General features: G+C 67.7%; 23 protein-coding genes and 1 riboswitch. Of the genes, 13 read left to right on the top strand and 10 right to left on the bottom strand.

Going from position 1 to position 22,086, the window contains the following annotated elements; translation table 11 throughout:
* The first annotated feature begins 16 nt into the window (after positions 1-16).
* Positions 17-496 (top strand): RimK/LysX family protein, encoded by a 480-nt coding sequence (locus EU513_RS08165; RefSeq protein ID WP_129625402.1) that lies wholly within the window; start codon positions 17-19, stop codon positions 494-496.
* Positions 493-1,446, top strand: coding sequence for a succinylglutamate desuccinylase/aspartoacylase family protein (locus EU513_RS08160; protein ID WP_129625401.1), 954 nt, complete (start codon positions 493-495; stop codon positions 1,444-1,446). The genes EU513_RS08165 and EU513_RS08160 overlap by 4 nt, the downstream gene beginning before the upstream one ends.
* A gap of 5 nt (positions 1,447-1,451) precedes the next feature.
* Here the strand turns inward: EU513_RS08160 and EU513_RS15865 are convergent, their stop codons facing one another.
* Positions 1,452-2,531 carry an aromatic acid exporter family protein gene (locus tag EU513_RS15865; protein WP_168990205.1) on the bottom strand — a complete coding sequence of 360 codons (1,080 nt, stop codon included), beginning with the start codon at positions 2,529-2,531 and terminating at the stop codon, positions 1,452-1,454.
* Positions 2,532-2,753: 222 nt separating this feature from the next.
* Here EU513_RS15865 and EU513_RS15860 point away from each other — a divergent pair, with 222 nt between their 5' ends.
* From EU513_RS15860 to EU513_RS08145, 3 genes are all read left to right on the top strand, one after another.
* Positions 2,754-3,119 carry an SdpI family protein gene (locus EU513_RS15860; protein ID WP_168990204.1) on the top strand — a complete coding sequence of 122 codons (366 nt, stop codon included), beginning with the start codon at positions 2,754-2,756 and terminating at the stop codon, positions 3,117-3,119.
* A 74-nt stretch (positions 3,120-3,193) separates the two neighbouring features.
* On the top strand, positions 3,194-3,334 hold the full coding sequence (locus tag EU513_RS15855) for a hypothetical protein (RefSeq protein ID WP_168990203.1): 141 nt from the start codon (positions 3,194-3,196) through the stop codon (positions 3,332-3,334).
* The gene (locus tag EU513_RS08145; protein WP_129625398.1) at positions 3,327-4,778 is read left to right on the top strand and encodes an NAD(P)/FAD-dependent oxidoreductase; all 1,452 of its coding nucleotides are present in this window, start codon (positions 3,327-3,329) and stop codon (positions 4,776-4,778) included. The genes EU513_RS15855 and EU513_RS08145 overlap by 8 nt, the downstream gene beginning before the upstream one ends.
* On the opposite strand, the gene EU513_RS08140 is transcribed toward EU513_RS08145, so the two are convergent.
* Positions 4,768-5,082: a multidrug efflux SMR transporter gene (locus EU513_RS08140; protein ID WP_129625397.1), complete on the bottom strand. Its 315-nt coding sequence runs from the start codon at positions 5,080-5,082 to the stop codon at positions 4,768-4,770. The genes EU513_RS08145 and EU513_RS08140 overlap by 11 nt on opposite strands.
* A 10-nt stretch (positions 5,083-5,092) precedes the next feature.
* A riboswitch (guanidine-III (ykkC-III) riboswitch) is annotated at positions 5,093-5,160 on the bottom strand.
* A 229-nt stretch (positions 5,161-5,389) separates the two neighbouring features.
* On the opposite strand from EU513_RS08140, the gene EU513_RS08135 reads away from it, so the two are divergent.
* Positions 5,390-6,820: a hemolysin family protein gene (locus EU513_RS08135; RefSeq protein WP_129625396.1), complete on the top strand. Its 1,431-nt coding sequence runs from the start codon at positions 5,390-5,392 to the stop codon at positions 6,818-6,820.
* Positions 6,817-7,833, top strand: a complete 1,017-nt coding sequence (locus EU513_RS08130) for a CNNM domain-containing protein (protein WP_129625395.1) — start codon at positions 6,817-6,819, stop codon at positions 7,831-7,833. The genes EU513_RS08135 and EU513_RS08130 overlap by 4 nt, the downstream gene beginning before the upstream one ends.
* Positions 7,834-7,968: 135 nt before the next feature.
* On the opposite strand, the gene EU513_RS08125 is transcribed toward EU513_RS08130, so the two are convergent.
* Positions 7,969-9,789 (bottom strand): long-chain fatty acid--CoA ligase, encoded by a 1,821-nt coding sequence (locus EU513_RS08125; protein WP_129625394.1) that lies wholly within the window; start codon positions 9,787-9,789, stop codon positions 7,969-7,971.
* A gap of 40 nt (positions 9,790-9,829) precedes the next feature.
* Positions 9,830-11,059, bottom strand: a complete 1,230-nt coding sequence (locus EU513_RS08120) for a thiolase family protein (protein WP_129625393.1) — start codon at positions 11,057-11,059, stop codon at positions 9,830-9,832.
* Between the two features lie 82 nt (positions 11,060-11,141).
* On the opposite strand from EU513_RS08120, the gene EU513_RS08115 reads away from it, so the two are divergent.
* From EU513_RS08115 to EU513_RS08090, 6 genes are all read left to right on the top strand, one after another.
* Complete coding sequence (locus EU513_RS08115; RefSeq protein ID WP_205744708.1) at positions 11,142-12,527, top strand: amidase family protein; 1,386 nt, start codon at positions 11,142-11,144, stop codon at positions 12,525-12,527.
* Positions 12,528-12,591: 64 nt separating this feature from the next.
* Entirely contained in the window at positions 12,592-12,843 is a 252-nt protein-coding gene (locus tag EU513_RS08110; protein ID WP_129625391.1) for a hypothetical protein, read from the top strand.
* Positions 12,844-12,984: 141 nt separating this feature from the next.
* On the top strand, positions 12,985-13,503 hold the full coding sequence (locus EU513_RS08105; protein WP_129625390.1) for a type 1 glutamine amidotransferase domain-containing protein: 519 nt from the start codon (positions 12,985-12,987) through the stop codon (positions 13,501-13,503).
* A gap of 66 nt (positions 13,504-13,569) precedes the next feature.
* Positions 13,570-14,262, top strand: a complete 693-nt coding sequence (locus tag EU513_RS08100) for a response regulator transcription factor (protein ID WP_239700731.1) — start codon at positions 13,570-13,572, stop codon at positions 14,260-14,262.
* A gap of 120 nt (positions 14,263-14,382) precedes the next feature.
* A complete protein-coding gene (locus EU513_RS08095) occupies positions 14,383-15,057 on the top strand; it encodes a DUF3105 domain-containing protein (protein ID WP_129625389.1) in 675 nt (224 codons plus the stop codon).
* On the top strand, positions 15,054-15,782 hold the full coding sequence (locus tag EU513_RS08090) for a DUF305 domain-containing protein (protein ID WP_205744707.1): 729 nt from the start codon (positions 15,054-15,056) through the stop codon (positions 15,780-15,782). Before EU513_RS08095 ends, EU513_RS08090 begins: the two co-directional genes overlap by 4 nt.
* Before the next feature lie 4 nt (positions 15,783-15,786).
* On the opposite strand, the gene EU513_RS08085 is transcribed toward EU513_RS08090, so the two are convergent.
* From EU513_RS08085 to EU513_RS08060, 6 genes are all read right to left on the bottom strand, one after another.
* Complete coding sequence (locus tag EU513_RS08085) at positions 15,787-16,602, bottom strand: glycosyltransferase family 2 protein (protein WP_129625388.1); 816 nt, start codon at positions 16,600-16,602, stop codon at positions 15,787-15,789.
* A 7-nt stretch (positions 16,603-16,609) separates the two neighbouring features.
* Positions 16,610-17,452 (bottom strand): hypothetical protein, encoded by an 843-nt coding sequence (locus EU513_RS08080; protein ID WP_239700724.1) that lies wholly within the window; start codon positions 17,450-17,452, stop codon positions 16,610-16,612.
* Positions 17,453-17,686: 234 nt separating this feature from the next.
* Positions 17,687-18,757: a glycosyltransferase gene (locus EU513_RS08075; RefSeq protein WP_240795974.1), complete on the bottom strand. Its 1,071-nt coding sequence runs from the start codon at positions 18,755-18,757 to the stop codon at positions 17,687-17,689.
* A gap of 83 nt (positions 18,758-18,840) precedes the next feature.
* Complete coding sequence (locus EU513_RS08070) at positions 18,841-19,848, bottom strand: SDR family oxidoreductase (protein ID WP_239700717.1); 1,008 nt, start codon at positions 19,846-19,848, stop codon at positions 18,841-18,843.
* Positions 19,821-21,005: a zinc-dependent alcohol dehydrogenase gene (locus EU513_RS08065; RefSeq protein WP_129625386.1), complete on the bottom strand. Its 1,185-nt coding sequence runs from the start codon at positions 21,003-21,005 to the stop codon at positions 19,821-19,823. Before EU513_RS08065 ends, EU513_RS08070 begins: the two co-directional genes overlap by 28 nt.
* Positions 21,006-21,058: 53 nt before the next feature.
* Positions 21,059-21,919: an SDR family oxidoreductase gene (locus tag EU513_RS08060; RefSeq protein WP_129625385.1), complete on the bottom strand. Its 861-nt coding sequence runs from the start codon at positions 21,917-21,919 to the stop codon at positions 21,059-21,061.
* Positions 21,920-22,086 lie beyond the last annotated feature (167 nt).

Here is a 22,086-nt window from a genome sequence, read left to right as displayed (position 1 = left end):
CTGCCACACTGTCCGGGTGCCAGCGCCCAGCGAGTCCAACCTCACCGTCGGCTGGCGCGAGTGGGTCTGCCTGCCCGACCTCGGAGTCGACTGGGTGAAGGCCAAACTCGACACCGGCGCGCGCACCTCCTCGATCCACGCGTACGAGGTGCAGGAGTTCGAACGGGACGGCGTCGACTGGGTGCGCTTCGACGTTCGGCCCTGGCAGAAGTCCACCGACGACATCGTCGCGGCCGAACTCCCCGTGCACGACCGCCGTGACATCCGCAGTTCCAACGGGCAGATCCAGCGCCGCATCGTCGTCTCCACCACCCTGTCGATCGCCGACCGCAGGATCCCCGCCGAGTTCACACTCACCGACCGTGACGAGATGGGTTTCCGGATGCTTGTCGGCCGCGAAGCGCTGCGCCAGGGCTTCCTGGTCGACTCCGGCCACTCCTACTACGGCGGACGCCCGTCGTTGCAGACCCGGCGACGCAACCGGGGCCACGCATGAAGCGCGAGTCGTTCGCGATCGGCAACGTCCGCGTCCGCCCGGGCAGCACCAAGAACACCGAACTGCCGATCACCCGGCTGGTCACCGGCGCCGAAGTCTCGCTGCCGATCCGTGTGGTGCACGGCAAGCAGGACGGCCCGGTCGTCTGGGTCAACGCGGCGATCCACGGCGACGAGGTGGTCGGGGTCGAGGTCATCCGTGAGGTGCTGGCCTCGTTGTCCCCCAAGGAATTTCGCGGCACGCTGATCGCCGTCCCGGTCGTCAACGTGCACGGCTTCCTGGCCGGCGACCGCTACCTGCCCGACCGGCGCGACCTCAACCGCAGCTTCCCCGGGTCCGCCCGCGGCTCGCTCGCCGGACGCATCGCGCACCTGTTCCTGCAGGAGGTCGTCGCCAAGTGCGAGGTCGGCATCGACCTGCACACCGCGTCCGACCGGCGCACCAACCTGCCGCAGGTGCGCGCGGACCTCGACGACGCCCGCACCCGCGAACTCGCCACGGCCTTCGCGGCACCGGCGATGATGCACTCCGAGATCCGCGACGGGTCGTTGCGGCACGTCGCCGGCGAGCGCGGCGCGCGCGTCCTGCTCGTCGAATCAGGTGCGCCCCTGCGCCTGGACGGCTGGGCGATCGAACCCTGCGTGGTCGGCGTCCGACGGGTGTTGGCGGGGATGGGGATGATCGATCCCTTCGAGGACGAACCGCCCACGCCGTCCATCGAGTGCCGCGGCAGCGGCTGGGTGCGCGCTCGCCGCACCGGGATCCTGCGCCTGGACGCACACCTGGGACAACACGTCGCCCTCGGCGAGCGGCTCGGTGCGCTCTACGACTCGTTCGGCAAGACGTTGCGCGCCGTGTACGCCGACCGCGACGGCATCATCGTCGGCCACACCGAGGCACCGTTGGTGAACTCCGGCGATGCGCTTGTGCACATCGCCACCATCGTCTGAACCGATCAGGTCTCGTCGACCCATGCGGCGGCCAACCGCACGCAGCGGCGCAGCGACTGGGTGATCCGCTCGGCGATGTACGGAGCCTCGTCCCGCATGCTCGCGTCGAGCAACTCGTTCGCCTCCCGTGCCCGTTCACCTGGCACGACCGCGAACTGGGCGTTGTCGATCGCGGCCTTCACCGCAGCCGCGGCGTCGCCCAACGCACGGCGCTGATCGTCCGCGACGGTCTTGAGTCCGTCCTCGAGCACCTCGCGAGCAAGGTCTTCGAGCAACAGCGCGCACGCCTGCGTCGCCTCGTTGAGCCCGAGGACATCGGCCCGAACTCGGTCCCACCGCGCCCTGCGGAAGTTGCCGCGTCCCGCACGCCCGGCCTCCTCACCCAATTCGCGAAGAACCGCGGCGGACGCCGGCAGTCCCTGCAGACAGGACATGCGCAACTGATCCTCCGTCTGCGGCGTGGGGTGACGGAAGTGGTCGGCGAAGGCCTGCAGTGAATCCCCGATGTCGGTACGCACGACCATCGCGTGGCGTTCGACGTCATGCAATCCGAGGGAGGGGAAGACAGTGGCATTGACGACGAGACCCACCACCATGCCGAGCGTGATCTGCAGCAGGTAGCCGAGCGTGTAGTCGTTCAGGTCGTTGCGCCCGGCGGTGAAGACGAACAGCGCCGCCAACGGAACCCACGTGCTCTGCGCGCCCAACCGGGCGACTTTGCCGACCAGGATGCCCACCCCGAGCGCGATGCCGACACTGAAGGCGTTGGGCAGCGCCGTCTTGTAGAGCGTCAGCGCACCCAGGACTCCGATGGTGAAGGCGATCCCGGCCTTGAAGGCTTCCTTGACGGAGTCGCCGAGCACGGAGTACATGACGGTGAGCGCGCCGAGCGGGGCGTAGTAGGAGTACTGCGCGAGGTCGGGTGGCATCAGGTTTCCCAGCTTCCACGCAACCGCGGACGCGACGCCGGTCTTGATCGTCAGCCCGACCAAGGGATGCTGGTTGATGCCGCTGACCTTCGCGATGTTCTTACCGCGGTGATGGCGTACGTCGTCCGCCCTTCGGCGGCGGATCCGTTCGATCACCCGCGCCCTTCTGCGGCGGTGCTGCGAGTCGTTCAAGTGCGGCCCTGTCTGATGGTGCGGCTCCCGAGGTGCATCGGATCGACGATGCCAGTCGATACCGGACGTATGTGGGCCGCGCAGCCCTCGACTTCGGCACGTCCCTTGAGGCCACCCGTGGGTATGAGTGAGTCAGTCACGCGTCCAAGTGCGGGCTCCGGGAACTCGTCTGAAATCGTGGAGCTCATGGACGAGTTGACCATCGCGGTGTTGATCCTGGTCGCGTGCGATCTGCTGGTGGCCGCCGCCATCGGCTGGACAACGTGGGCCGCCGCGACCGGACGGCTGAGGCTCAATCAGTGGGCGGGTATCCGCACCGCGCGGACGATGCGCAACCAGGCCGCGTGGCGTGCCGGGCACACGGCCGCCTGGCCGATGGCCCGATCCCTGACCGTTGCGTCCGGCATCTGCGCCGTCGCCGGCTTGCTGCTCCTGATCCCTGGGTGGAAGATCGCGGCTGCCGTCGTCGCGTTCGCGCCCGAGGTCTTCGTACTGGCGGCCGCATGGCCCCTGACCCGGACCGCCGGCGAGGCTGCCGATGCAACCGACTGAGGCCGGCGGCTGTCCGGGAGGCCTGCTGATGCCCGGACGATGCAGTACGGATCGAACCTCAATACCCTTACCGTGTGGTTGATTCCTTACTGCCGCAACGGGCGAAGGCCGTCGAGAAGTGGTTCGTGGAACGGTTCGGGTGGATCGAGTCGGCGATCTTCGTGCTCGAACAACCCACCTCCACCGGTGCAACGGCCGGTGCTGCAGATGCCTGACAGCCGGCGGGTGGTGGTCGTCGGCAGCGGGCCCAACGGTCTGGCTGCGGCCGTCACTCTGGCCCGGGCCGGCCTGGAGGTCGAGGTTCTCGAGCGGAACGGCTGGGTCGGCGGCGGCACCGCCACCCGCGAGATCACCCTTCCCGGGTTCCGGCACGATCTGGCCGGCGCCGTCCACCCGATGGCACTGGCGAGCCCGTTCTTCCAGGCATTCGGGCTGACCGACCGGATCGAACTCGTCGTGCCCGAGGTCTCGTTCGGGCACCCGCTGCCCGACGGACGCACGGGCCGCGGATACCGCGACCTCGACCGCACCGCCGAAGCGATCGGTGGACGCGACGGCAAGGCGTACCGCGACCTGCTGCGGCCGATCGTTGACCGGATCGACGCGGTCTCGCAGTTCGCGACCAGCCCGCTGATCGGTGTGCCGAAGCACCTGGCCGGACCCGCGATCTACGGCGAACGCTCGCTGGAGCTTGGAACTTACTTGTGGGGGTTGCGTTTTCGCGACGAAGTCGCCCCGGCGATGCTCATCGGGTGCAGCGCGCACACCATCGGTCAGCACCCACGCCTGGCGATGGCGGGGGCCGGCCTGATGCTGAGCGCAACTGCACATGCCGCCGGCTGGCCACTGCCCGTCGGCGGGTCGCAGGCGATCGCCGACGCCCTCGTCGCCGACCTGGAGCATCACGGCGGACGCGTCCGCACCGGTGTCGAAGTAACCGACCTGCGCGAGTTGGACGGGTACGACGGGGCGGTGCTGGACGTCGCGGTGCCCGGCTTGCTGCGCCTCGCCGGCGACCGGCTCCCCGCCGGGTATCGGCGTGCACTTCAGCGCTTCAAGCACGGCAACGGCGTCTCGAAGGTCGACATGGCGCTCGACGGTCCCATCCCCTGGACCGACCCGGTGCTGCGCGAGACGCCGACCATTCACCTCGGCGGCACCCGCGCACAGATCGCGGACGCCGAGCGTCAGGTCGCGCGCGGTCGCATCCCGGACCGGCCGTACATCCTGTTGGTGCAACCGACCGTGGTCGACCCGACGCGAGCACCGGCAGGCAAGCACGTGCTGTGGGCGTACGGGCACGTGCCGTACGCCAGCGACCATGACATCACCGAGAGGGCCACCGCGATGATCGAGGAGCATGCACCCGGTTTCCGCGACCTGATCCTGGCTTCGACGGCGACCAGGGCAACGGACTTCGAACGTGCGGTGAGTCCGAACTTCGCCGGGGGCGACTTCTCCTCCGGTGCGGTGACGATGACTCAGATGATCAAGCGCCCGGTGGCATCGCCGACCCCGTGGCGAACCCCGTTGGACGGCGTTTACATCGCTTCCGGTGCGACCTCGCCCGGTCCCAGCGTGCACGGCATGTCCGGCTGGTGGGCCGCGCGAACCCTGTTGGACGACACCAACATTCCGCTGCCCTCGCTCAGTGCGTGAGTTTGAGCCCAATGACGCAACCGACGATGCCGGCCAGGAAGAGCACCTTCAGGGCCGATACCGGTTCCTCACCGGTCGCCATCGCGTAGGCGACGGTCAGCACCGCCCCGATTCCGACCCAGACCGCATACGCGGTGCCCACCGGGAGCTCCTTCATCGCCAGGGCCAGACCGACCATGCTGGCGACGCACGCCACGAAGAACACCACCGTCGGTACGACGCGGCTGAATCCTTCGGATTTGCCCAGTGCGGTGGCCCACACGGCCTCCAGCACACCGGACACGACCAGGATGATCCACGACAAGACTTGCCTCCACGGGCCGTCTTGTCGCTGTCCGGGTACGGCGCCCCTCGTCCGGGAATCTCATCGCTGAGGTTCTGCTTCGAAGGTCTCACATCTGTCGCCGGCAGGCGACTCGCCCCGGCTCGGGTTCCTTCGTGGAATCGGACGGCGGCGCGTGGATCCCACGAAGGAACCCGAGCCGGGCTGCCCGCGTTGGAGCGGGCAGCCCGTACTCTGTGTAACGACCTGTCACCCCACCAGAAACGACGATGGACGACCAACCTCCGCATACCGGCCCCTTCCCCTCCTACCCGGTTGAGGCCCGCCGATGAGCATCGCGCTCTCGCTGCTGGCCGGAATCGTGGTCGTGCTGCTCATCACCGCAGTCACCGCATACTTCGTCGCGCAGGAATTCGCCTACATGGCGGTCGACCGTTCCAAGCTGGCTGCTCGGGCAGCCTCCGGGGACGAGGGCGCGCAGCGCACCCTGGAGATCACCAAGCGCACCTCGTTCATGCTTTCTGGCGCGCAGCTGGGCATCACCGTGACCGGACTGCTCGTGGGTTACGTCGCCGAGCCGCTGATCGGATCGGCCCTCGGCGAGGTGATGGAACGCGGCGGCCTCACGATGGGAATCTCGGTCGCGATCGGCAGCATCCTGGCGCTGCTGTTCTCCACCTTCGTCCAGATGCTCTTCGGTGAGCTCTACCCCAAGAACTACGCGATCGCGCGTGCCGACCAGATGTCCGGGCTGCTGTCGCGCTCGACGAAGATCTACCTGGCCGTGTTCGGCCCGATCATCTGGGTCTTCGACAAGGCGGCCGAACTCTTCCTGCGCATGCTGAACATCGAGCCGGTGCACGACGTCGAGCACTCAGCCACCGCGGTCGACCTGGAACACGTCGTCGAGGAGTCGCGCGAACGCGGCGAACTGTCGGCCGAACTGTCGAACGTGCTTGACCGCATCATCGACTTCCCGCGGCAGAACGTCGAGCACGCGATGATGCCGCGCTCGCGCGTCGACGTCGTCCGTGACACCGCCACCGTCGGCGAGGTGCGCGAACTGATGTCGACCGGGCACACCCGTTACCCCGTGCTCGACGACGAGGAGCACATCCTCGGTGTCGTGCACCTGGTCGACGTGTTGAACGTCGTCGACCTGGCGACCCCGGTGACCGACATCGCCAAGCCGCCGTTGGTGCTGTCGTCCCTGATGGACCTGCCCGACGCCCTCGAGCAGATGGACGCCGAGCGCCAGGTGCTCGCCTGCGTCGTGGACGAGTACGGCGGCTTCACCGGCATTCTCACCGTCGAGGATCTCGCCGAGGAGATCGTCGGCGAACTAACCGACGAGCACGACCCCGAGGACGAGTCCTACGAACCCAAACCGGACGACGGAATCTGGGTGATGGGCGGTGATGTCCATGTCGACGAGGTGGAGCGTTCCCTGCACATCGACCTGCCCGAGGGCGACTACGAGACCGTCGCCGGCCTGATCATCGATGCCTACGGTGCACTGCCGGAGGAAGGCGTGATCGTCGACGTCGAACTACCGATCGACGCAGCCGATCTCGTGGCCGACGAGCCGACCGACCCGCACGTCCTGCGGGCCGAGGTGCTGGAGGTGGAGCACTACGTGCCCACCCGCGTGCGACTCACCCTTCCGGAGCCCGCGCTGGTCCGCGAGGAGCGCGAGGAACGCGAGCATGAGGCGGACCGCGTCGAGCGGGCAGCCGCGGACGAGGAGGGGCGGGCATGAGCACGACCACCGTCGTCCTTGCGACCATCGCGATCATCGTGTTGTCGGCGTTCTTCGTCGCGACAGAGTTCTCGCTCATGGCCGCGCGCAGGCACCGCCTCGAAGAACTCGCGTCCAACTCACGTGCGGCGCGCGCCGCGCTGCGCAACTCCAGCGAACTGACGCTGCTGTTGGCCGGGTCCCAGCTCGGCATCACCATGTGCACCCTGGCCCTCGGTGCGATCACCAAGCCTGCGGTGCACCACTGGTTGATGCCTCCGCTGGAGGCTGTCGGGCTCGGACCGACGTTCGCCGACGTGCTCGCGTTCGTCTTCGCGCTGATCATCGTCACCTTCCTGCACCTGGTGATCGGTGAGATGGCGCCGAAGTCCTGGGCCATCGCGCACCCGGAGATGTCGGCCACCGTGCTGGCCATCCCGATGCGCGCTTTCATGTGGCTGACCCGCCCGGTGCTGCGCCTGCTGAACGAGTCGGCCAACCGGTTGGTGCGCCGTAGTGGTGTCGAGCCGGTCGACGAGCTGACGATCGCCGGTGACCCGCAGGCTCTTCGCGCGCTGGTCGAACACTCCGCGAACGTCGGCGCGCTCGAACTCGGCTACCAGTCGTCCATCACCCAGGCCCTCGGCCTGGAGGATCTCACGGTCGGCAACCTGTTGCGCAAGGGCGCTCAGGTCACCTCGGTCGCCGGCTCCGCCACCGTGCGCGATGTTCAGGAGGCGACCCGTCGCAGCGGTCACCTGCGGGTGCTGCTCAAGGACGGCGACCACGTCCGTGGGTTCGTGCACGTGCGCGACACCCTCAGCGGGGTCGAGTTGGACGACTTCGCCGGGCCTCTCGCGCGTCCGGTGGTGGAGTTCCAGCGCACCACTCCGTTGCACCAGGCCATCGCGACCATGCGGGAGACCAGCACTCAACTGGCGGTCATCCGCAACGGCGAGAGGTTCGCCGGTGTGCTCACGTTGACCGACATCCTGCCGAGCTTGTTCCCGCGCGGGGTCGAGGCCCACGACTGACCCTTGAATGCATGAACGGCCACCCGGCGACCTGTGCCTGGGTGGCCGTTCTGTCTCACCTTGGTTTCGGCGCATGCGAATTCGTTCCTCATTCGCATGGCTCAACCAGCGGTCAGGATTCGCCGGGTCAGGTTTCTACTCGCGGTAGATCGACTCGATCTGTTCGGCGTACTTCTGCTCGACGACGTGGCGCTTGATCTTCATCGTGGCGGTCAGTTCGCCGGTCTCCTCGGTGAAGTCGTCGGGTAGCACGACGAACTTGCGGATGCCTTCGGCCTTGGACACGGCGGCGCTCGCCTCATCGACGGCAACCTGGATCTCGGCGCGTAACTGGTCGTCGGAGGCGAGGTCGGGGCCGACCTGCTTGCCGTTCGCCGAGGCCCAGTCGGCGACGCCCTCGGGATCGAGCGCGATCAATGCCGACACGAACGGGCGTCCCTCGCCGACGAGCATCGCGTGACCGATCACCTGGTGCGAGCGCAGTTGCTCCTCCAACGGTCCGGGGGCGACGTTCTTGCCGCCGGCGGTGACGATGATCTCCTTGGCGCGTCCGGTGATCCGCAGATAACCGTCGGCGTCGAGTTCACCGAGATCGCCGGTCTTGAACCAGCCGTCGTGGAAAGCATCGCGGGTGGCGTCGGAGTTCTGCCAGTACTGCTCGAACACGACCGGACCGCGCAGTTCGATCTCACCGTTCTCGGCGATCCGGACCGCGTTGCCGGCGACCGGTCGACCGACGGTGCCGATGCGCTGCACGCCCGGACCGTTCACCGTGATCGCCGCGCAGGTCTCGGTCAGGCCGTAGCCCTCGTACGCGGGTACCCCGATGCCGCGGTAGAAGTGGGTGAGCGTCTCCCCCAGCGCGCCACCGCCGGTGATCGCGACCGAGCAGCGTCCGCCCATCGCTTCGCGCACCTTGGAGTAGACGAGCTTGTCGAACAACCGGTGCTCCGCGCGCAGCCGGACCGACGGTTTCGTGGCGTCGTCCAGACCCGAGTTGCCCTGGCACTTGCTCCACTCGATCGCGACCCGTTCGGCGCGACGGAAGATCTCGGCCTTGACCGGTCCGCCGGCGAGAGCCTTCGCGCGGACGCCGCCGTGCACCTTCTCCAGCACCCGCGGCACGCACAGGATCATGTCGGGCCTGAAGGAACCGAACTTGTCCACGATCGTCTTGAAATCGCCCCAGAACCCGATCGTGGCGCGACCCTCGTAGGCCGCGTAGGTCACGGCCCGCGCCAGCACGTGCGCGAGCGGTAGGAACATCAGGGTGCGCTTGCCGGAGCCGGCGACCGACTCACCGATCGGGTGGGCGAGTACACCTCGCGCCTCGGCAAGCAGGTTGCGGTGGGTGATCACGCAACCCTTCGGGCGTCCGGTGGTGCCGGAGGTGTAGATGATCGAGGCGGGTGAGTCGAGGGTCAAACCGTCCAGGCGCGCCTCGATCGCGTCGTCGGGCACGTCCACCCCGCGCCGACGCAGGACGCCGGTGGCGCCGTCGTCGATGACCATGATGTCGGCATCAGCGAGGTCGGCCCCGGAGAGGTTGTCGCGCGCAATCGCGTCCTCCACCAACAGGATTAGTGCACCGGAGTCCTGGACGATCCACTCGACCTGCGACGGCGAGGACGACGGATAGATCGGCACGGTCGCGCCACCGACGGCCCACACGGACGCGTCGAGCAGGATCCACTCATATCGAGTGTTGGCCATCAGTGCGACGCGGTCGCCGGCACCGACGCCGGACGCGAGGAGTCCCTTGGCCGTCGCCTTCACCTCGGCCAGGAAGCGTTCGGCGGTGACCGGCAACCACTGCCCGTTCTCGAACCGCTCGAAGCTGGTGTGCTGCGGACGCTCGGCAGCACGACGCCACGGGAGGCGGGCGAGAATCCCGTCCTCGTCGAGGGTGAAGTCCTGCTCCACCGCGAACTCACGGACGGACGTACTGCTGCTCACTCGGGATCCCCCTGATCGGTTTGGAAACGGCCGAATCAGGTTAGCCGCCACACGGATGGGACCTACGTCGCGGCCGAGCCGGGCGGTCAGAGACGTTCTCCAGCACGAGCGCCAGTCCCTGACCCACTCCGATGCAGATCGCAGCTACACCCCACCGCTGGCCCGACGCTTGCAGCGCCCGGGCCAGGGTGCCGACCACGCGACCGCCGGACGCGCCGAGCGGGTGACCGATCGCGATCGCGCCTCCGTGGGCGTTCACGATCTCGGGGTCGATGTCCCAGGCATCGACGCAGGCGAGCGACTGGGCGGCGAACGCCTCGTTCAACTCCACCAGGGACACGTCCGACCAGTTGATGCCGGCCTTCGCGAGCGCGCGGTTTGCAGCTTCCACCGGCGCGAACCCGAAGAACCGCGGCTCGTTCGCTGCCGCGCCACGGCCGGCGATCCGCGCGAGCGGCTGCAGACCGGTCAGGTCGGCAGCGGCCTCGGACCCCACCAGCACCGCGCTCGCACCGTCGTTCAGCGGCGAGGCGTTACCCGCGGTGACCGTGCCGTTCTCCTTGCGGAACGAGGTCTTCAGGCCGGCCAGCTTCTCGACGGTGGTGTCGGGACGGATGGATTCGTCACGGGTCAGCTCGACCTCGGGAACGGCAACGACCTGGTTGTCGAAGAAGCCGTCACCCCAGGCTTGGTTCGCCAAACGGTGTGAGCGAGCGGCGAATTCGTCCTGTCGGTCACGGGTGACGCCGTGCTTCTCACGCAATTGCTCGGTCGCCTCACCCAGGGACACCGTCCACTCCGGTCGCATCCTCTTGTTGACCAGACGCCACCCCAAGGTGGTCGAGACCAGGTCCATGTTTCCGGCTTGGAAGGGCTTCTCCGGCTTCGGCATCACCAGCGGTGCGCGGCTCATCGACTCGACGCCGCCGGCGATCACGACGTCCGCATCGCCGACCTCGATCGCACGGGAGGCGAGCATCACCGCGTCCAGGCTCGAGCCACACAGCCGGTTGACCGCGGCGGCGGGAATCCCCACCGGTAGGCCCGCGAGCAACCCGGCCATACGCGCCACGTTGCGGTTCTCCTCGCCCGCACCGTTGGCGTTGCCGAGAAGGATCTCGTCGATGCGTTCGGGGTCCAATGCCGTTGCGCGCCGCGCTTGTTCACCGACCACCAGTGCGGCGAGGTCGTCCGGGCGCGTGCCGGCGAGCGCACCGCCGTAACGACCGAAGGGGGTACGAACGGCGTCGTAGACGAATGATGCGCCCATGGAGTGCTCCTTGTCGCGGCAACGATCACATCGACGGATGGTGATGACTCTAGGAGCACCGAGACCTGCGACGATCGCCGGTATGAGTTCCACGAGCGCCGAACTGGTCGAACGAACGCTGGCCCGCATCGCCGAGGTGAACCCACAGATCGCAGCGGTGTGCACGGTGGCCGACGACGCTTCGACCCAGGCACGGGCACGTGACGCCGAAGCACCCCGCGGACCGTTGCACGGCGTCCCGGTCCTGGTGAAGGACAACATCGACACGGCCGACCTGCCGACCACTGCCGGCTCCCTCGCGCTCGCCGAACTGCCGAACCCTGCGCGGGACGCGGCTCTGGTCACCCGTCTGCGTGATGCCGGAATGGTGATCGTCGGTAAGAGCAACCTGAGTGAGTGGGCGAACATCCGCGACGAGAACTCGATCAGTGGGTGGAGCGGATATGGCGGGCTCACCCGCAACCCGTACGCGCTCAACCGCTCCGCCGGTGGGTCGAGTTCGGGCAGCGGCGCCGCGGTGGGTGCGGGCATCACGGACTTCGCGATCGGCACCGAGACGGACGGCTCGATCACCTGCCCGGCGGCGTTCAACGGGTGCGTCGGGCTCAAGCCGACAGTCGGTCTGGTGCCGACGACCGGGGTCATACCGGTGTCGGTCTCTCAGGACTCACCCGGTCCGATGACCACGACCGTCGCACAGTCGGCCGCTTTGCTCTCGGTACTGACCGCTGACGACTACGCCATCCCCGAGCCCGACGACAAACCGTTGCGCGGCAGGCGGATCGGCGTCCCGCGCAAGACCTACTGGGGTTACAGCGCCCACGCGGACGCGCCCGCGGAGCGCGCCCTCGAACTGCTCTCCCGGGCCGGCGCGACGATCATCGACCACGCCGATCTCGCGCCCGAGTACAGCTGGCCGGACGAGGAGATCGTGCTGCTCGCCGAACTCCGGGTGCACCTCACCGACTACCTGGCGACCCGCGGCGGCCAGGGCCCGCGTGACCTCGCCGATGTCGTGGAGTTCAACCGGGTCAACGCTGATCGCGAGCTGCGGTACTTCGGCCAGTCGCTGTTCGAGAAGGCTCTCGAGGGTCCCGACATCGAGTCACCGCAGTATGAGCAAGCGCTCGCCCGGTGTCGACGTGCGGGACGCGAGGACGGGATCGACGCGGTGCTGCGCGAGCACGATCTGGACGCGTTGGTCTCCCCCGCCTACCCGCCGGCGTTCCTGATCGACCATGTCAACCACGAGCACGTCTCGGGTTCGTGCACCGCACCGTCCGCTCAGGCCGGCTACCCGCTGCTCACCGTTGCGTCCGAACTGGCGGTCGGCCTGCCGGTGGCGGTCACGTTCTGGGGCACGGCACACAGCGAGCAGACCCTGCTGGAGATCGGGCACGCCTACGAAGCGGCGCGCGACGCGTCCACCGGCCGGCTGCCCGGGCCGACCTTCGTCCCGTACGTCTGAGCACCATGACACGACGTAGGATTCTCGGGTCAGCCCCGCACCACACTCAGAGGATGTAGCCGCAGTGAAGGACAAGACCGGACTCAGTATCGGCTACAGGTTGCTGTGGCGGCTGGAGTACGCCGGCCTCACCGTCTTCGGCCCTGCGCAGGTGTCCACCCAGGGTGATCCGAAGTCGCGGCTGCGGCTGGAGCGGGCCCAGAAGGTCAAGGCGGCTCACGAGAAGCGCGGAACCGAGGCACCTGCGGAAGTGCTCGCGATGATCGCCCGCGACGGTGGACTGCCGCCGTTCCGCGAGCGGCACGCCAAGTGCTGAGGCAGCGCCACCCCACGGGGTGATTTAGTGCCGCATCAGTGCAGCATCGGACATTTGTCCGCGAAAACTCCATACCGTAAGCCTGCCCAACGACCGGGCGAAGACCCGAGTCCTCATCGATCTCCCAGGAGGTGCTCAGCCGTGAAGGTTGCATTCCTGACAGCCACCGAAGGCGTCGAAGCCGTCGAATTGACCGACCCGTGGGAAGCCCTGCGCAATGCAGGTCACGACACCGAACTGATCAGCACCGAGTCCGGCACCGTTCAGTTGTTCAATCACCTCGACAAGACCGAGACACAGAAGGTCGACAAGGTGGTAAGGGACGTGAGTGTCGACGACTACGACGCGCTCGTCCTGCCCGGTGGAGTGGCCAACCCGGACGAACTACGCACGAACGATGGCGCGGTGCAGTTCGTCAAGGATTTCGTGGCGAGCGGCAAGCCGGTCGCAGCGATCTGTCACGCACCTTGGACATTGGTTGAGGCAAACGTGGTCAAGGGGAGGACACTGACCTCGTGGCCGAGTCTGAAGACGGACATCGAGAACGCCGGTGGCACCTGGGTCGACCAGGACGTCATGGTCGACGGCAATCTCATCACCAGCCGCAACCCCAACGACCTGCCGGCGTTCCAGCACGCCGTACTCTCCGCCCTGAACTGATCGCTCACGTCGTTGCCGGATCGACCGCTGGGTCGGTCCGGCAACTGATGTCCCGAAGGAAACCCAGTGATCGCCCCCGCTGACGTGCCCCGTTCCTCCCCCCACGAGCCCGCCGTTCCACCCGACGGTCACCCGTTGCGCCTTGCATTGGTCAACGACTACGAACTCGTCGTCGCCGGTCTGGCGGCGGTGCTCGCGCCGTACGGCGATCGCGTGCAGGTCGTGGAGTTCGATGTGGACGACGACGAGTCGCAACCGGTCGACATCGCGGTGTACGACACGTTCGCCGCACCCCGGGGCGGTTCCGCAGAGGTCGGGCATCTGCTGGACAGTGCCAAGGTGGGAAAGGTCGTCGCCTACTCCTTCACCGAGGACGAGTCCGCAGTGCGCGACACACTCGCGATCGGCGTCCACGGGTACATCTCCAAGGCCGTCCCGACCGCTCGGCTGGTGGACGCGCTGGAGAAGATCGCGGCCGGGGAGCACGCGGTCGTGCTTTCGGACGCGGTCGACCCGCTGCCGGAAACCGAATGGCCCGGCAAGGACATCGACCTGACCGAACGCGAGGCCGAGGTGATCGGGCTCATCGCACAGGGCTACTCCAACGAAGAGATCGCCCGGCTGTGCTACTTGTCGATCAACACCGTGAAGACCTACATCCGCTCGGCCTACCGCAAGGCGGGCGTCAACACGCGCGCTCAGGCCGTCGCCTGGGCGCTGCGTCACGGATTCCGTCCGGAACGCATGCCGTCACTCTGACGTTGCTCCACATGGTGGCCGTGAACATACGACCATTCACGCGCTTATCTACGATGGTTCCTCGAAGCGATTCGGCATAGGTACGGCGCCGCACGCGAACACACCCCCAGGAGCAGAGCCTTGTCGAAGACCGACACCACGAAGACCGGCCGCGAGCGCCTCGCCGAGGAGCGGGCACGTCAGGCACGCGGTGAACGCAACCGCAAGATCGGCATCATCCTGGCGGTGGTCGTGGCTTTGGCCCTCGTCGCTGGTGGGGGTTTCGCACTGGTTCAGTCGCAGAGCGGTGACGACACCAAACCCACCGACTCGCTCGCCGGGTCCAAGGTCATCAACTCACCCGTCAAGGGCGTGCGCCAGTGGACCGACCTGAGTCGTGACCACACCAACGCCGAGCAGAAGTACCCGATGAACCCCCCGGTCGGTGGCGCCCACCACCCGGCGTGGTCCACCTGCGGCATCTACGACAAGGAGATCCCGAACAACCACACCGTGCACTCGCTCGAGCACGGGGCGGTCTGGATCACCACGAACGACAAAGTGTCCGCGGGCGACATCGCGACGCTGAAGAAGGTCGCGAGCCAGGACTACATGATCATGTCCAAGGTGCCCTCGCAGAGCTCCCCGATCGTGTTGTCGGCCTGGGGTCTGCAGCTGCGCGTGGACAAGGCGTCCGACCCGCGTATCCAGCAGTTCGTGAAGGCCTACCTGCAGGGTCCGCAGACCCCTGAGCCCGGTGCTGCCTGCTCGGGTGCGTACGACCCGGCCACCGGCAAGACCGGCGGACAGATGTGACCGAGCGCGACGCGCTCAACCACCACGTCGAAGCCGACGAGGAAGTCGAGCAACAGCGCCGCGCACTGAGTTGGAACGAGGCGAAGAAGCCATTCCTGCTCTCGGTGGCAGCGGCGACCGCGATCGTGCTGGCGGTGCTGGCCGGGTACTGGCTGGGTCAGCCGAAGTACCCGTCCGACGACAGCGTCGATGCCGGATTCGCCCGCGACATGAGTTCGCACCACGCTCAGGCGGTGAACATGTCGATGGTGGTGCGCGCCAAGGACGTCGCGAACGACGTCAAGACACTCGCCTACGACATCGCCACCACCCAGGAGAACCAGCGCGGACAGATGATGAGCTGGCTGCAGCAGTGGGATCTACCGCTCGCCGTCAGTGGCGAGCGCATGGCCTGGATGAAGAAGACAGGTCACAACCACGCCGGTCTGCCGCAGGGTCAGATGCTGCTGCCTGACGGACGGATGCCGGGCATGGCCTCCACCGCCCAGCTGCGTCAGTTGGAGAACTCGGACGGCAAGGCCGCGGAGATCCTCTTCCTGCAGTTGATGATCGTGCATCACCGTGCCGGCGTCGACATGGCCAAGGCGGCGCAATCGTCCGGCGACCAACCGCGCGTGGTGCGTCTGGCACGGTCGATGGTCGAAGGACAGTCGGGCGAGATCAACCTGATGACGGACATGCTCAAGAAGCGCGGGGCGACCCCCTGGCCGGCTGCGTCGTCCTGACCTGTCAGAGCCCGCTGAGCGTCTCGCCGTCGAAGCGCACGAGCCCGAGGCGGTCGAACTCACGCAGCCATCCCTCCATCGGCCACCGACCCCAGGTGGAGTGGAAGATGCGTGCATTGCGGACGATGTCGTCCAGGTGATGCACCGGCGGCATCCGGTTTTCGTGGAACTGGTGATACGCCCGTGCGCCGCCGACCCAGACCAGGGACGCGCCCGCCGCCTGCAACCGCAGTGCGAAGTCGGTGTCCTCACCGCCGTAACCGACGTATCGCTCGTCGAAGCCGCCGATCGCCGTCCACGAGTCGGCGCTGAGCGCGAAAGACAGCGACCAGAACAACCGGACGTCGTCCGCCTCCCGCGACTGCGCCGGTTCGAGCACCGGACGGGCCGGGTGCGGTTTTGCCAGGCGGTCGAGTTCGGCTGCGGGATAGGGGCGTTCGTGCTCCGGCAGGTAGGCGACGTCACCGGCGAGGACGGACGGCTCTGTCGCCTCTTCCATCGCCGAGGCATAGGTACCGATCAGGCCGGGCGACGGAACGCAGTCGACGTCCAGGAAGACCAGCGCGGTCGCACCACGGGAGATGGCGGTCTGCGCGGCACGATTGCGGGCCGCTGCCAGCGGGAGCGCTCCATCGACCGTGGGTAGGTGTTCGACGATCGCACCGGGCCAGGCGTCCTGAGCCAAGTCTTCGATGTCCGGATCACTCATCGCAACGACGATCACCATGTCGGGCGCCCGGTCCGAGCGCCGGCAACCCGCCAGCAGGCCACGCAGGTGATCGTGGCGGCCATGCGCGATCGTCAGCACGGCAACTGTCATGGAAGGTTCACGATCGGTCCGCCAAAGCCTCGACGGCGGCCGCGAAGTCCTGTGCACCGTGGCCGGTGCTCCAGCGTGACCAAGCGTCCCCGCCTTGCGTGCGAGCCTGTCGGAGCAGGGCCGGCCATTCCCCGGACGAGGGCCAGTCGTCGACTGCAGGCACGATCCCCAGGCGACGCAACGCACCGACGGTCGCGAGTTGTTCGTCGTGCGGACGCTCGGTGGCGACCACGACGGCGGGTTTGCGTGCTGCCGCCACCTCGGCCACGGCGTTCTGCCCGGCGAACGTGACCACGACGTCCGCCTCGGCGAGTTCTCGCCACAGATCCTCGCTCGCCGGCCAGTCCCCTCCGCGAGCGACCCAGTCCCAACCTGTTGCCGCAGCAGCTTGCTGGATGTCGTTGTCGGTCAGCGAGATTCCCCCGCCACCGCAGACGACGAGCACTCGCCCGGACTGCACTTCGACATCCGGCGACCGCTCCCCGTCGAAGCGGGAAACCCCGCCGACGTTGACGATGCGGTCGGCGATCGAGGGACTCACCTCATGAGCACCCGCCGGCCAGAGCCCGATGAGCAGGTCGGCCAGGTCATAGGCCATCACGTGGGGGCGGTCCGACCGGACGCCGGGCATCACGATCGTCGCGGTCGGCACACCGAGCAGCCGCGACAGTGCAGTCACCTCGGCCGACACGTCCACGACCATTGCGCCGGGACGTTCGGCATCGATCCAGGCCGCGATCTGTCCCATCCGCTCCTGGTAGCCCTCGACGGTGAGCGGCGCCCAGTGCAGCGCGCCGCGAACAGTCGGATCAGGGTCCGGATCGGGACCAACGTCGTGCGCCAGCTCCACCCAATCCCCCTGCCACCCGGGCGGGGCCGGCAGACAGGAGAAAGCAGTCACAGGTTGCGTCAGGTGCGCAGCGACTGTAAGCAGGCGCTGCAGATGTCCGCTCCCGTGATGGTGCACGTACCAACCGATCACGCTCGTTCGACCATCCGTTCGTAGACGCCGATGTACTCCAGACCACCGGGGAACGGCTGCGCGATCGGCTGGCGCGCGGCGGCGATCACGGCGACACGCATCTCAGTTCCCCAGGGCCGCGCTGTAGATCTTCACGTGCGCGTCCGCCAATCGGTCGCGCTGCAGGCGTCGCTCGGCCGAGGTCATCATCGGGTGGTTGCCGCGGCTGTCGTAGGCCGAGCGCAGCGCGGACTGCACGCTGTGCACGTCGAGCCCGAACTCGTCCCAGCGGTAGACGAAGCAGTCGAGTTGATCGGCGTAGTACCCGCAGTCGGGAGCGAGCACGCCGGTACCCAGATCGTGGCAACCTTCCGCCCACCCCGAATGCGTGCCATGCCGGTAGGGCAGCACCGACAGGTCGAGGCAGCGCAGGTAGTCGCGCAGTTCGTCGTGGGTGAAGTAGTCGTGCACCTGCAGGTCGAGCAGCCCGTCGGCGTGGGCCCGCCGCAGGTAGGTCGCCAGATCGTCGTCGTACCGGTCGTACCCCGGCGTCATGATGTCGGTGTGCGCATCGACCCGCAGCTGCGCTCCGGGCAGTTCGGGCAGCGTCTGCACGATCGCGCGGATCACCGGTTCGGGCTCCATGCACGCCCGCAGGCTCTTGCAATGGACGCCGACGAGGAACTCGTCCTTGCCGGGTCGGACGCGTCCGACCTCGTCGAGCTCGAAGACGTGCGGATGGTGCAGCACGTGGGCCTTACGACCCCAGCGATGCTCGATCTCCCTGGCAGCGCCCGGCGTGAGCGTGATGAGCTCGCTCGCCGCAGGGACGAGCACGTCGAGCTGGGCGTCGTGCAGCTCGGTGGTTTCGTGATGGGGATTGCGCAGGTCGTGCACGGTGAACACCAGCGGCCGCCCGGCCGTTTCCAAGGCGTCGGCCAGCTTCTGGAGATCCTCGGGGCTGCGCGCATCGAAGCCGAAGTGAATGTGCATCAGGTCGAAGTCACCGCTGTGCGCGGCGACCCACTCGGGATCAAGCATCACCGGTGGCCACCAGCGACCCGGTTCCTCGGACGGCGGATCCGGCAGACGGACGACTCCGTCATCGTGCCCGGACGGGGCGAGGTGACGGATGTAGACGTGATCGGCCGGCACGGAGGCAACCCGCATCGGCCCGCGCGCGGCAGGCTCCACCCTCGTGACATTAGCCGCGCGTCAAGACCGCCAGGCACACCCTGTTGGGTGCCCGGTCTCGTGCGGCCCTGCTGCCTGCGTCGTCAGCGCTCCGTCTGATCACGCCCGGGCTCGAGGTTCCTGGAAGCGGCCTTCGAGCCGAGTGTGGTCAGCCGTGTCAGCACACGCCGCGCCCTCGGGGAGAGCATCGGCTCGACCCGGTGTCCGGGAAGCACCTCGGTGTGCCCGCTCGGTGCGTCCGGCAGAGCGCGTCCGACGACGCCGAGCAGACGCTGCGTCAGCCCCGGAGCGAGCCCGTGGACGCGCGTACCGACCTGCGCGAGCGGGGTGAACGTGACGAACGGGCGTCCGCGCAGCAGGCTGTCGACGATCTTGCGTGCCGCGCGGTCGGCGTCGATCGCGAGCAGCGGTGCCGATGCCCCGGCCGCGAACCAGGCGTACTCCTTGGCGTGGTCACCCTTGAACTCCGCAGCCAGGTGCGAACCGACCCGCATCAGCCCGGGGGCGACGCTGGTGACCGTGACTCCCGTGCCGGAGAGTTCGGCACCGAGTCCCTGGGAGAAACCGAAGGCACCGAATTTCGCTGTGCTGTACGGCAACAGATGCGGCGCGCTGACCTGGCCGCCGACCGAGGACACTACACCGAGTCGTCCGTGGCCGCGTCCGGCCATGCGATGGGCGAGCGGCATGCAGAGATTGACCGGCCCCCAGAGCATCGTGTCGATCGCGTCCTCGAACTGCTCGCGCTCCCACTCCTGCCAGGGACCGACTTGGATGATGCCCGCGACATGCAGCGCGACCTCGATCGGCCCGACGGTCCGTTCGACCTCGTCGATCAGATCGTCCACCGCATCACCGTCACGCGCATCACAGGCTCGGGCGTGCAAATGCTCGCGCGAAAGGCCTTGTGCGGCAAGGTGATCGGAGGCCTGCTCGCAACTCTCCAGCGAGCGCGACGCGAGCACGACGTCGTACCCGCGCCTGGCAAGTTCGCCCGCGCACAGCAAGCCAAGACCGCGGGAGGCGCCGAGGACGAGCGCGACCGGCCCCGGCGCCTGCCCGATCACGGCGTCAGCACCACCTTCAGGCACTCATCCTCCTTGTCACGGAAGACGCGGTACATCTCCGGAGCCTCGTCGAGCGAAACGCGGTGCGTGGCAAGCGTTTCCAGACCGAGGACGTCGTCGTCCTGTTCGACCAGGTCGTACAGCTGGTCGGTCCACTGCTTGACGTGGCACTGCCCCATCCGCAGAGCGATGCCCTTGTCGAACATGTCCATCATCGGCATCGGGTCGACCGCGCCGCCGTAGACGCCGCTGATCGAAACCGTGCCGCCGCGTCGGACGGCGTCGATCGCACCGTGCAGCGCGGCGAGCCGGTCGATGCCCAAGTTCTCGATCATCGGTTTCCCGACCGGCTTCGGCAGACGCGCTGTTGCCTTGATGACGGCCTCCGAGACGGGGTTGCCGTGTGCCTCCATGCCGACTGCGTCCAGCGTGCCGTCCGCGCCGCGTCCGTCGGTGAGGTCACGCACCGCGTCCCCGACGTTCTTCACCTCGTCCAGGTCGATGACCTGGGCACCGGCCGCCGCGGCGACGGCCAGACGGTCTGCCACCCGGTCCACGGCGATGATGTTCTCGATGCCCATCCGGCGGGCCGAGCGCACCGCGAGCTGACCGACCGGACCAAGACCGAAGACGCACAGCGAACCGCCCTCGGGGACCTCGGCCCACTGCACTCCCTGCCAGGCCGTCGGCAGGATGTCGGAGAGGTACAGGTAACGCTCGTCCGGGTGGTCACCGGTGATCTTGATCGGCCCGAAGTCGGCATGCGGTACGCGCACCCGCTCGGCCTGGCCGCCGGGCACCTGGCCGTAGAGGCTTGTGAAGCCGAACAAGCTTGCGCCCTTGCCCTGATGGGTGTTCTGCGTGGTTTCGCACTGAGCGAAGAACCCACGCTCGCACATCCAGCACTTGCCGCAGGAGATGTTGAACGGCACCACGACCCGGTCGCCGACCTGCAGGTTGGTGACCGCGGACCCGACCTCCTCGACGATGCCCATGAATTCGTGGCCGAGTACGTCGCCGGGGGTGAGGAACGCCGCCAGGACGCCGTACAGGTGCAGGTCGGAGCCGCAGATCGCCGTCGAAGTGACGCGCACGATCGCGTCCGTGGGGTCCTGCAACACCGGGTCGGGGACCTCCTTGATCTGCACGTCGTTGATGCCTTGCCAGGTCAATGCCTTCATCGAGTTTCCTTCGGTGGAATTCGGATTTGGGGGGGGGGTGTGTGTGGATCGGGTCAGAAGACCGGCTTGCCGCCGGTCACGCCGAGCACCGTGCCGGAGACGTACGACGCCTCGTCCGAGGCCAGGAAGACGTACGCCGCTGCGACCTCGATCGGCTGGCCCGGGCGTCCGAGCGGGGTATCGCTGCCGAAGCCCTCGACCTTGTCCTTCGCCATCGTCGCCGGGATCAACGGCGTCCAGATCGGGCCCGGCGCAACGGCATTCACCCGCGTGCCCTTCGGACCGAGCTCCTGAGCGAGGTTGACGACGAGGTTGTTCAGCGCCGCCTTGGTCGCGGCGTAGTCGAGCAGGTGGTCGGTCGGCGCATAGGCCTGGACGGACGTGGTCACGATGATCGTGCCGCCGTCCTCCAGCTGCGGGGCGAGAGCCTTGATCAACCAGAACGGTCCGAAGACGTTGGTCTCGAAGGTGCGCTCGATCTGGTCGTCCGGGAAGTCCAGCAGTTCGTCGTGGGTCATCTGATAGGCAGCGTTGCAGATGAGGATGTCGACACCGCCCATGTGCTCGACCGCCACGTCGGCCAGTTCTTGGTTGGCTTCTGCGGTACGCAGGTCCGTCGAGTGCAGGGTGGCCGAACGCCCCTGCGCTGCAACGAGTTCAGCGGTCTTCATCGCGTCGTCCTCCTCCTGCGGCAGGTGGGCGATGACCAGGTCGGCGCCCTCCTTCGCGAAGGCCACGGCGATGGCACGGCCGATGCCCGAGTCGCCGCCGGTCACCACCGTGCGCTTGCCCTCCAGGCGTCCGCGGCCGGTCCACGAGTCGGCTCCGTGATCGGCCTGCGGGTTCAGGTCCGCGTCGCTGCCCGGCCACTCCTGCTGCTGACCGGGCACCTTCTTCGGACGGTCGTTCGTCATCGCGGTCTCCTTGGCGTCCGATGGCGGTTTGTACCGACGTTATACGCCGGCACCGCACGACGGCACACCCGCAGGGACCGCGTCGACTCACGGATGTGCCGCTCGGGTGTCATCACGTTCGGGGTGTCGAAGTCTCGAATGTCATGACACTCGCGTCAGCGATAATC

This window comes from Yimella sp. RIT 621, from assembly GCF_004146205.1.
GTDB lineage: Bacteria > Actinomycetota > Actinomycetes > Actinomycetales > Dermatophilaceae > Yimella > Yimella lutea.
Note: the sequence above shows the minus strand (reverse complement) of the source record. Positions and strands in the feature narration are given on the sequence as shown.

What these genes read in the sequence shown, in the direction of transcription:
- EU513_RS08160 (WP_129625401.1), top strand. Translation starts at nt 493, where the DNA reads ATGAAGCGCGAGTCGTTCGCGATCGGCAACGTCCGCGTCCGCCCGGGC.
- EU513_RS15860 (WP_168990204.1), top strand. Translation starts at nt 2,754, where the DNA reads ATGGACGAGTTGACCATCGCGGTGTTGATCCTGGTCGCGTGCGATCTG.
- EU513_RS08145 (WP_129625398.1), top strand. Translation starts at nt 3,327, where the DNA reads ATGCCTGACAGCCGGCGGGTGGTGGTCGTCGGCAGCGGGCCCAACGGT.
- EU513_RS08135 (WP_129625396.1), top strand. Translation starts at nt 5,390, where the DNA reads ATGAGCATCGCGCTCTCGCTGCTGGCCGGAATCGTGGTCGTGCTGCTC.
- EU513_RS08130 (WP_129625395.1), top strand. Translation starts at nt 6,817, where the DNA reads ATGAGCACGACCACCGTCGTCCTTGCGACCATCGCGATCATCGTGTTG.
- EU513_RS08120 (WP_129625393.1), bottom strand. Translation starts at nt 11,059, where the DNA reads ATGGGCGCATCATTCGTCTACGACGCCGTTCGTACCCCCTTCGGTCGT.
- EU513_RS08115 (WP_205744708.1), top strand. Translation starts at nt 11,142, where the DNA reads ATGAGTTCCACGAGCGCCGAACTGGTCGAACGAACGCTGGCCCGCATC.
- EU513_RS08085 (WP_129625388.1), bottom strand. Translation starts at nt 16,602, where the DNA reads ATGACAGTTGCCGTGCTGACGATCGCGCATGGCCGCCACGATCACCTG.
- EU513_RS08065 (WP_129625386.1), bottom strand. Translation starts at nt 21,005, where the DNA reads ATGAAGGCATTGACCTGGCAAGGCATCAACGACGTGCAGATCAAGGAG.
- EU513_RS08060 (WP_129625385.1), bottom strand. Translation starts at nt 21,919, where the DNA reads ATGACGAACGACCGTCCGAAGAAGGTGCCCGGTCAGCAGCAGGAGTGG.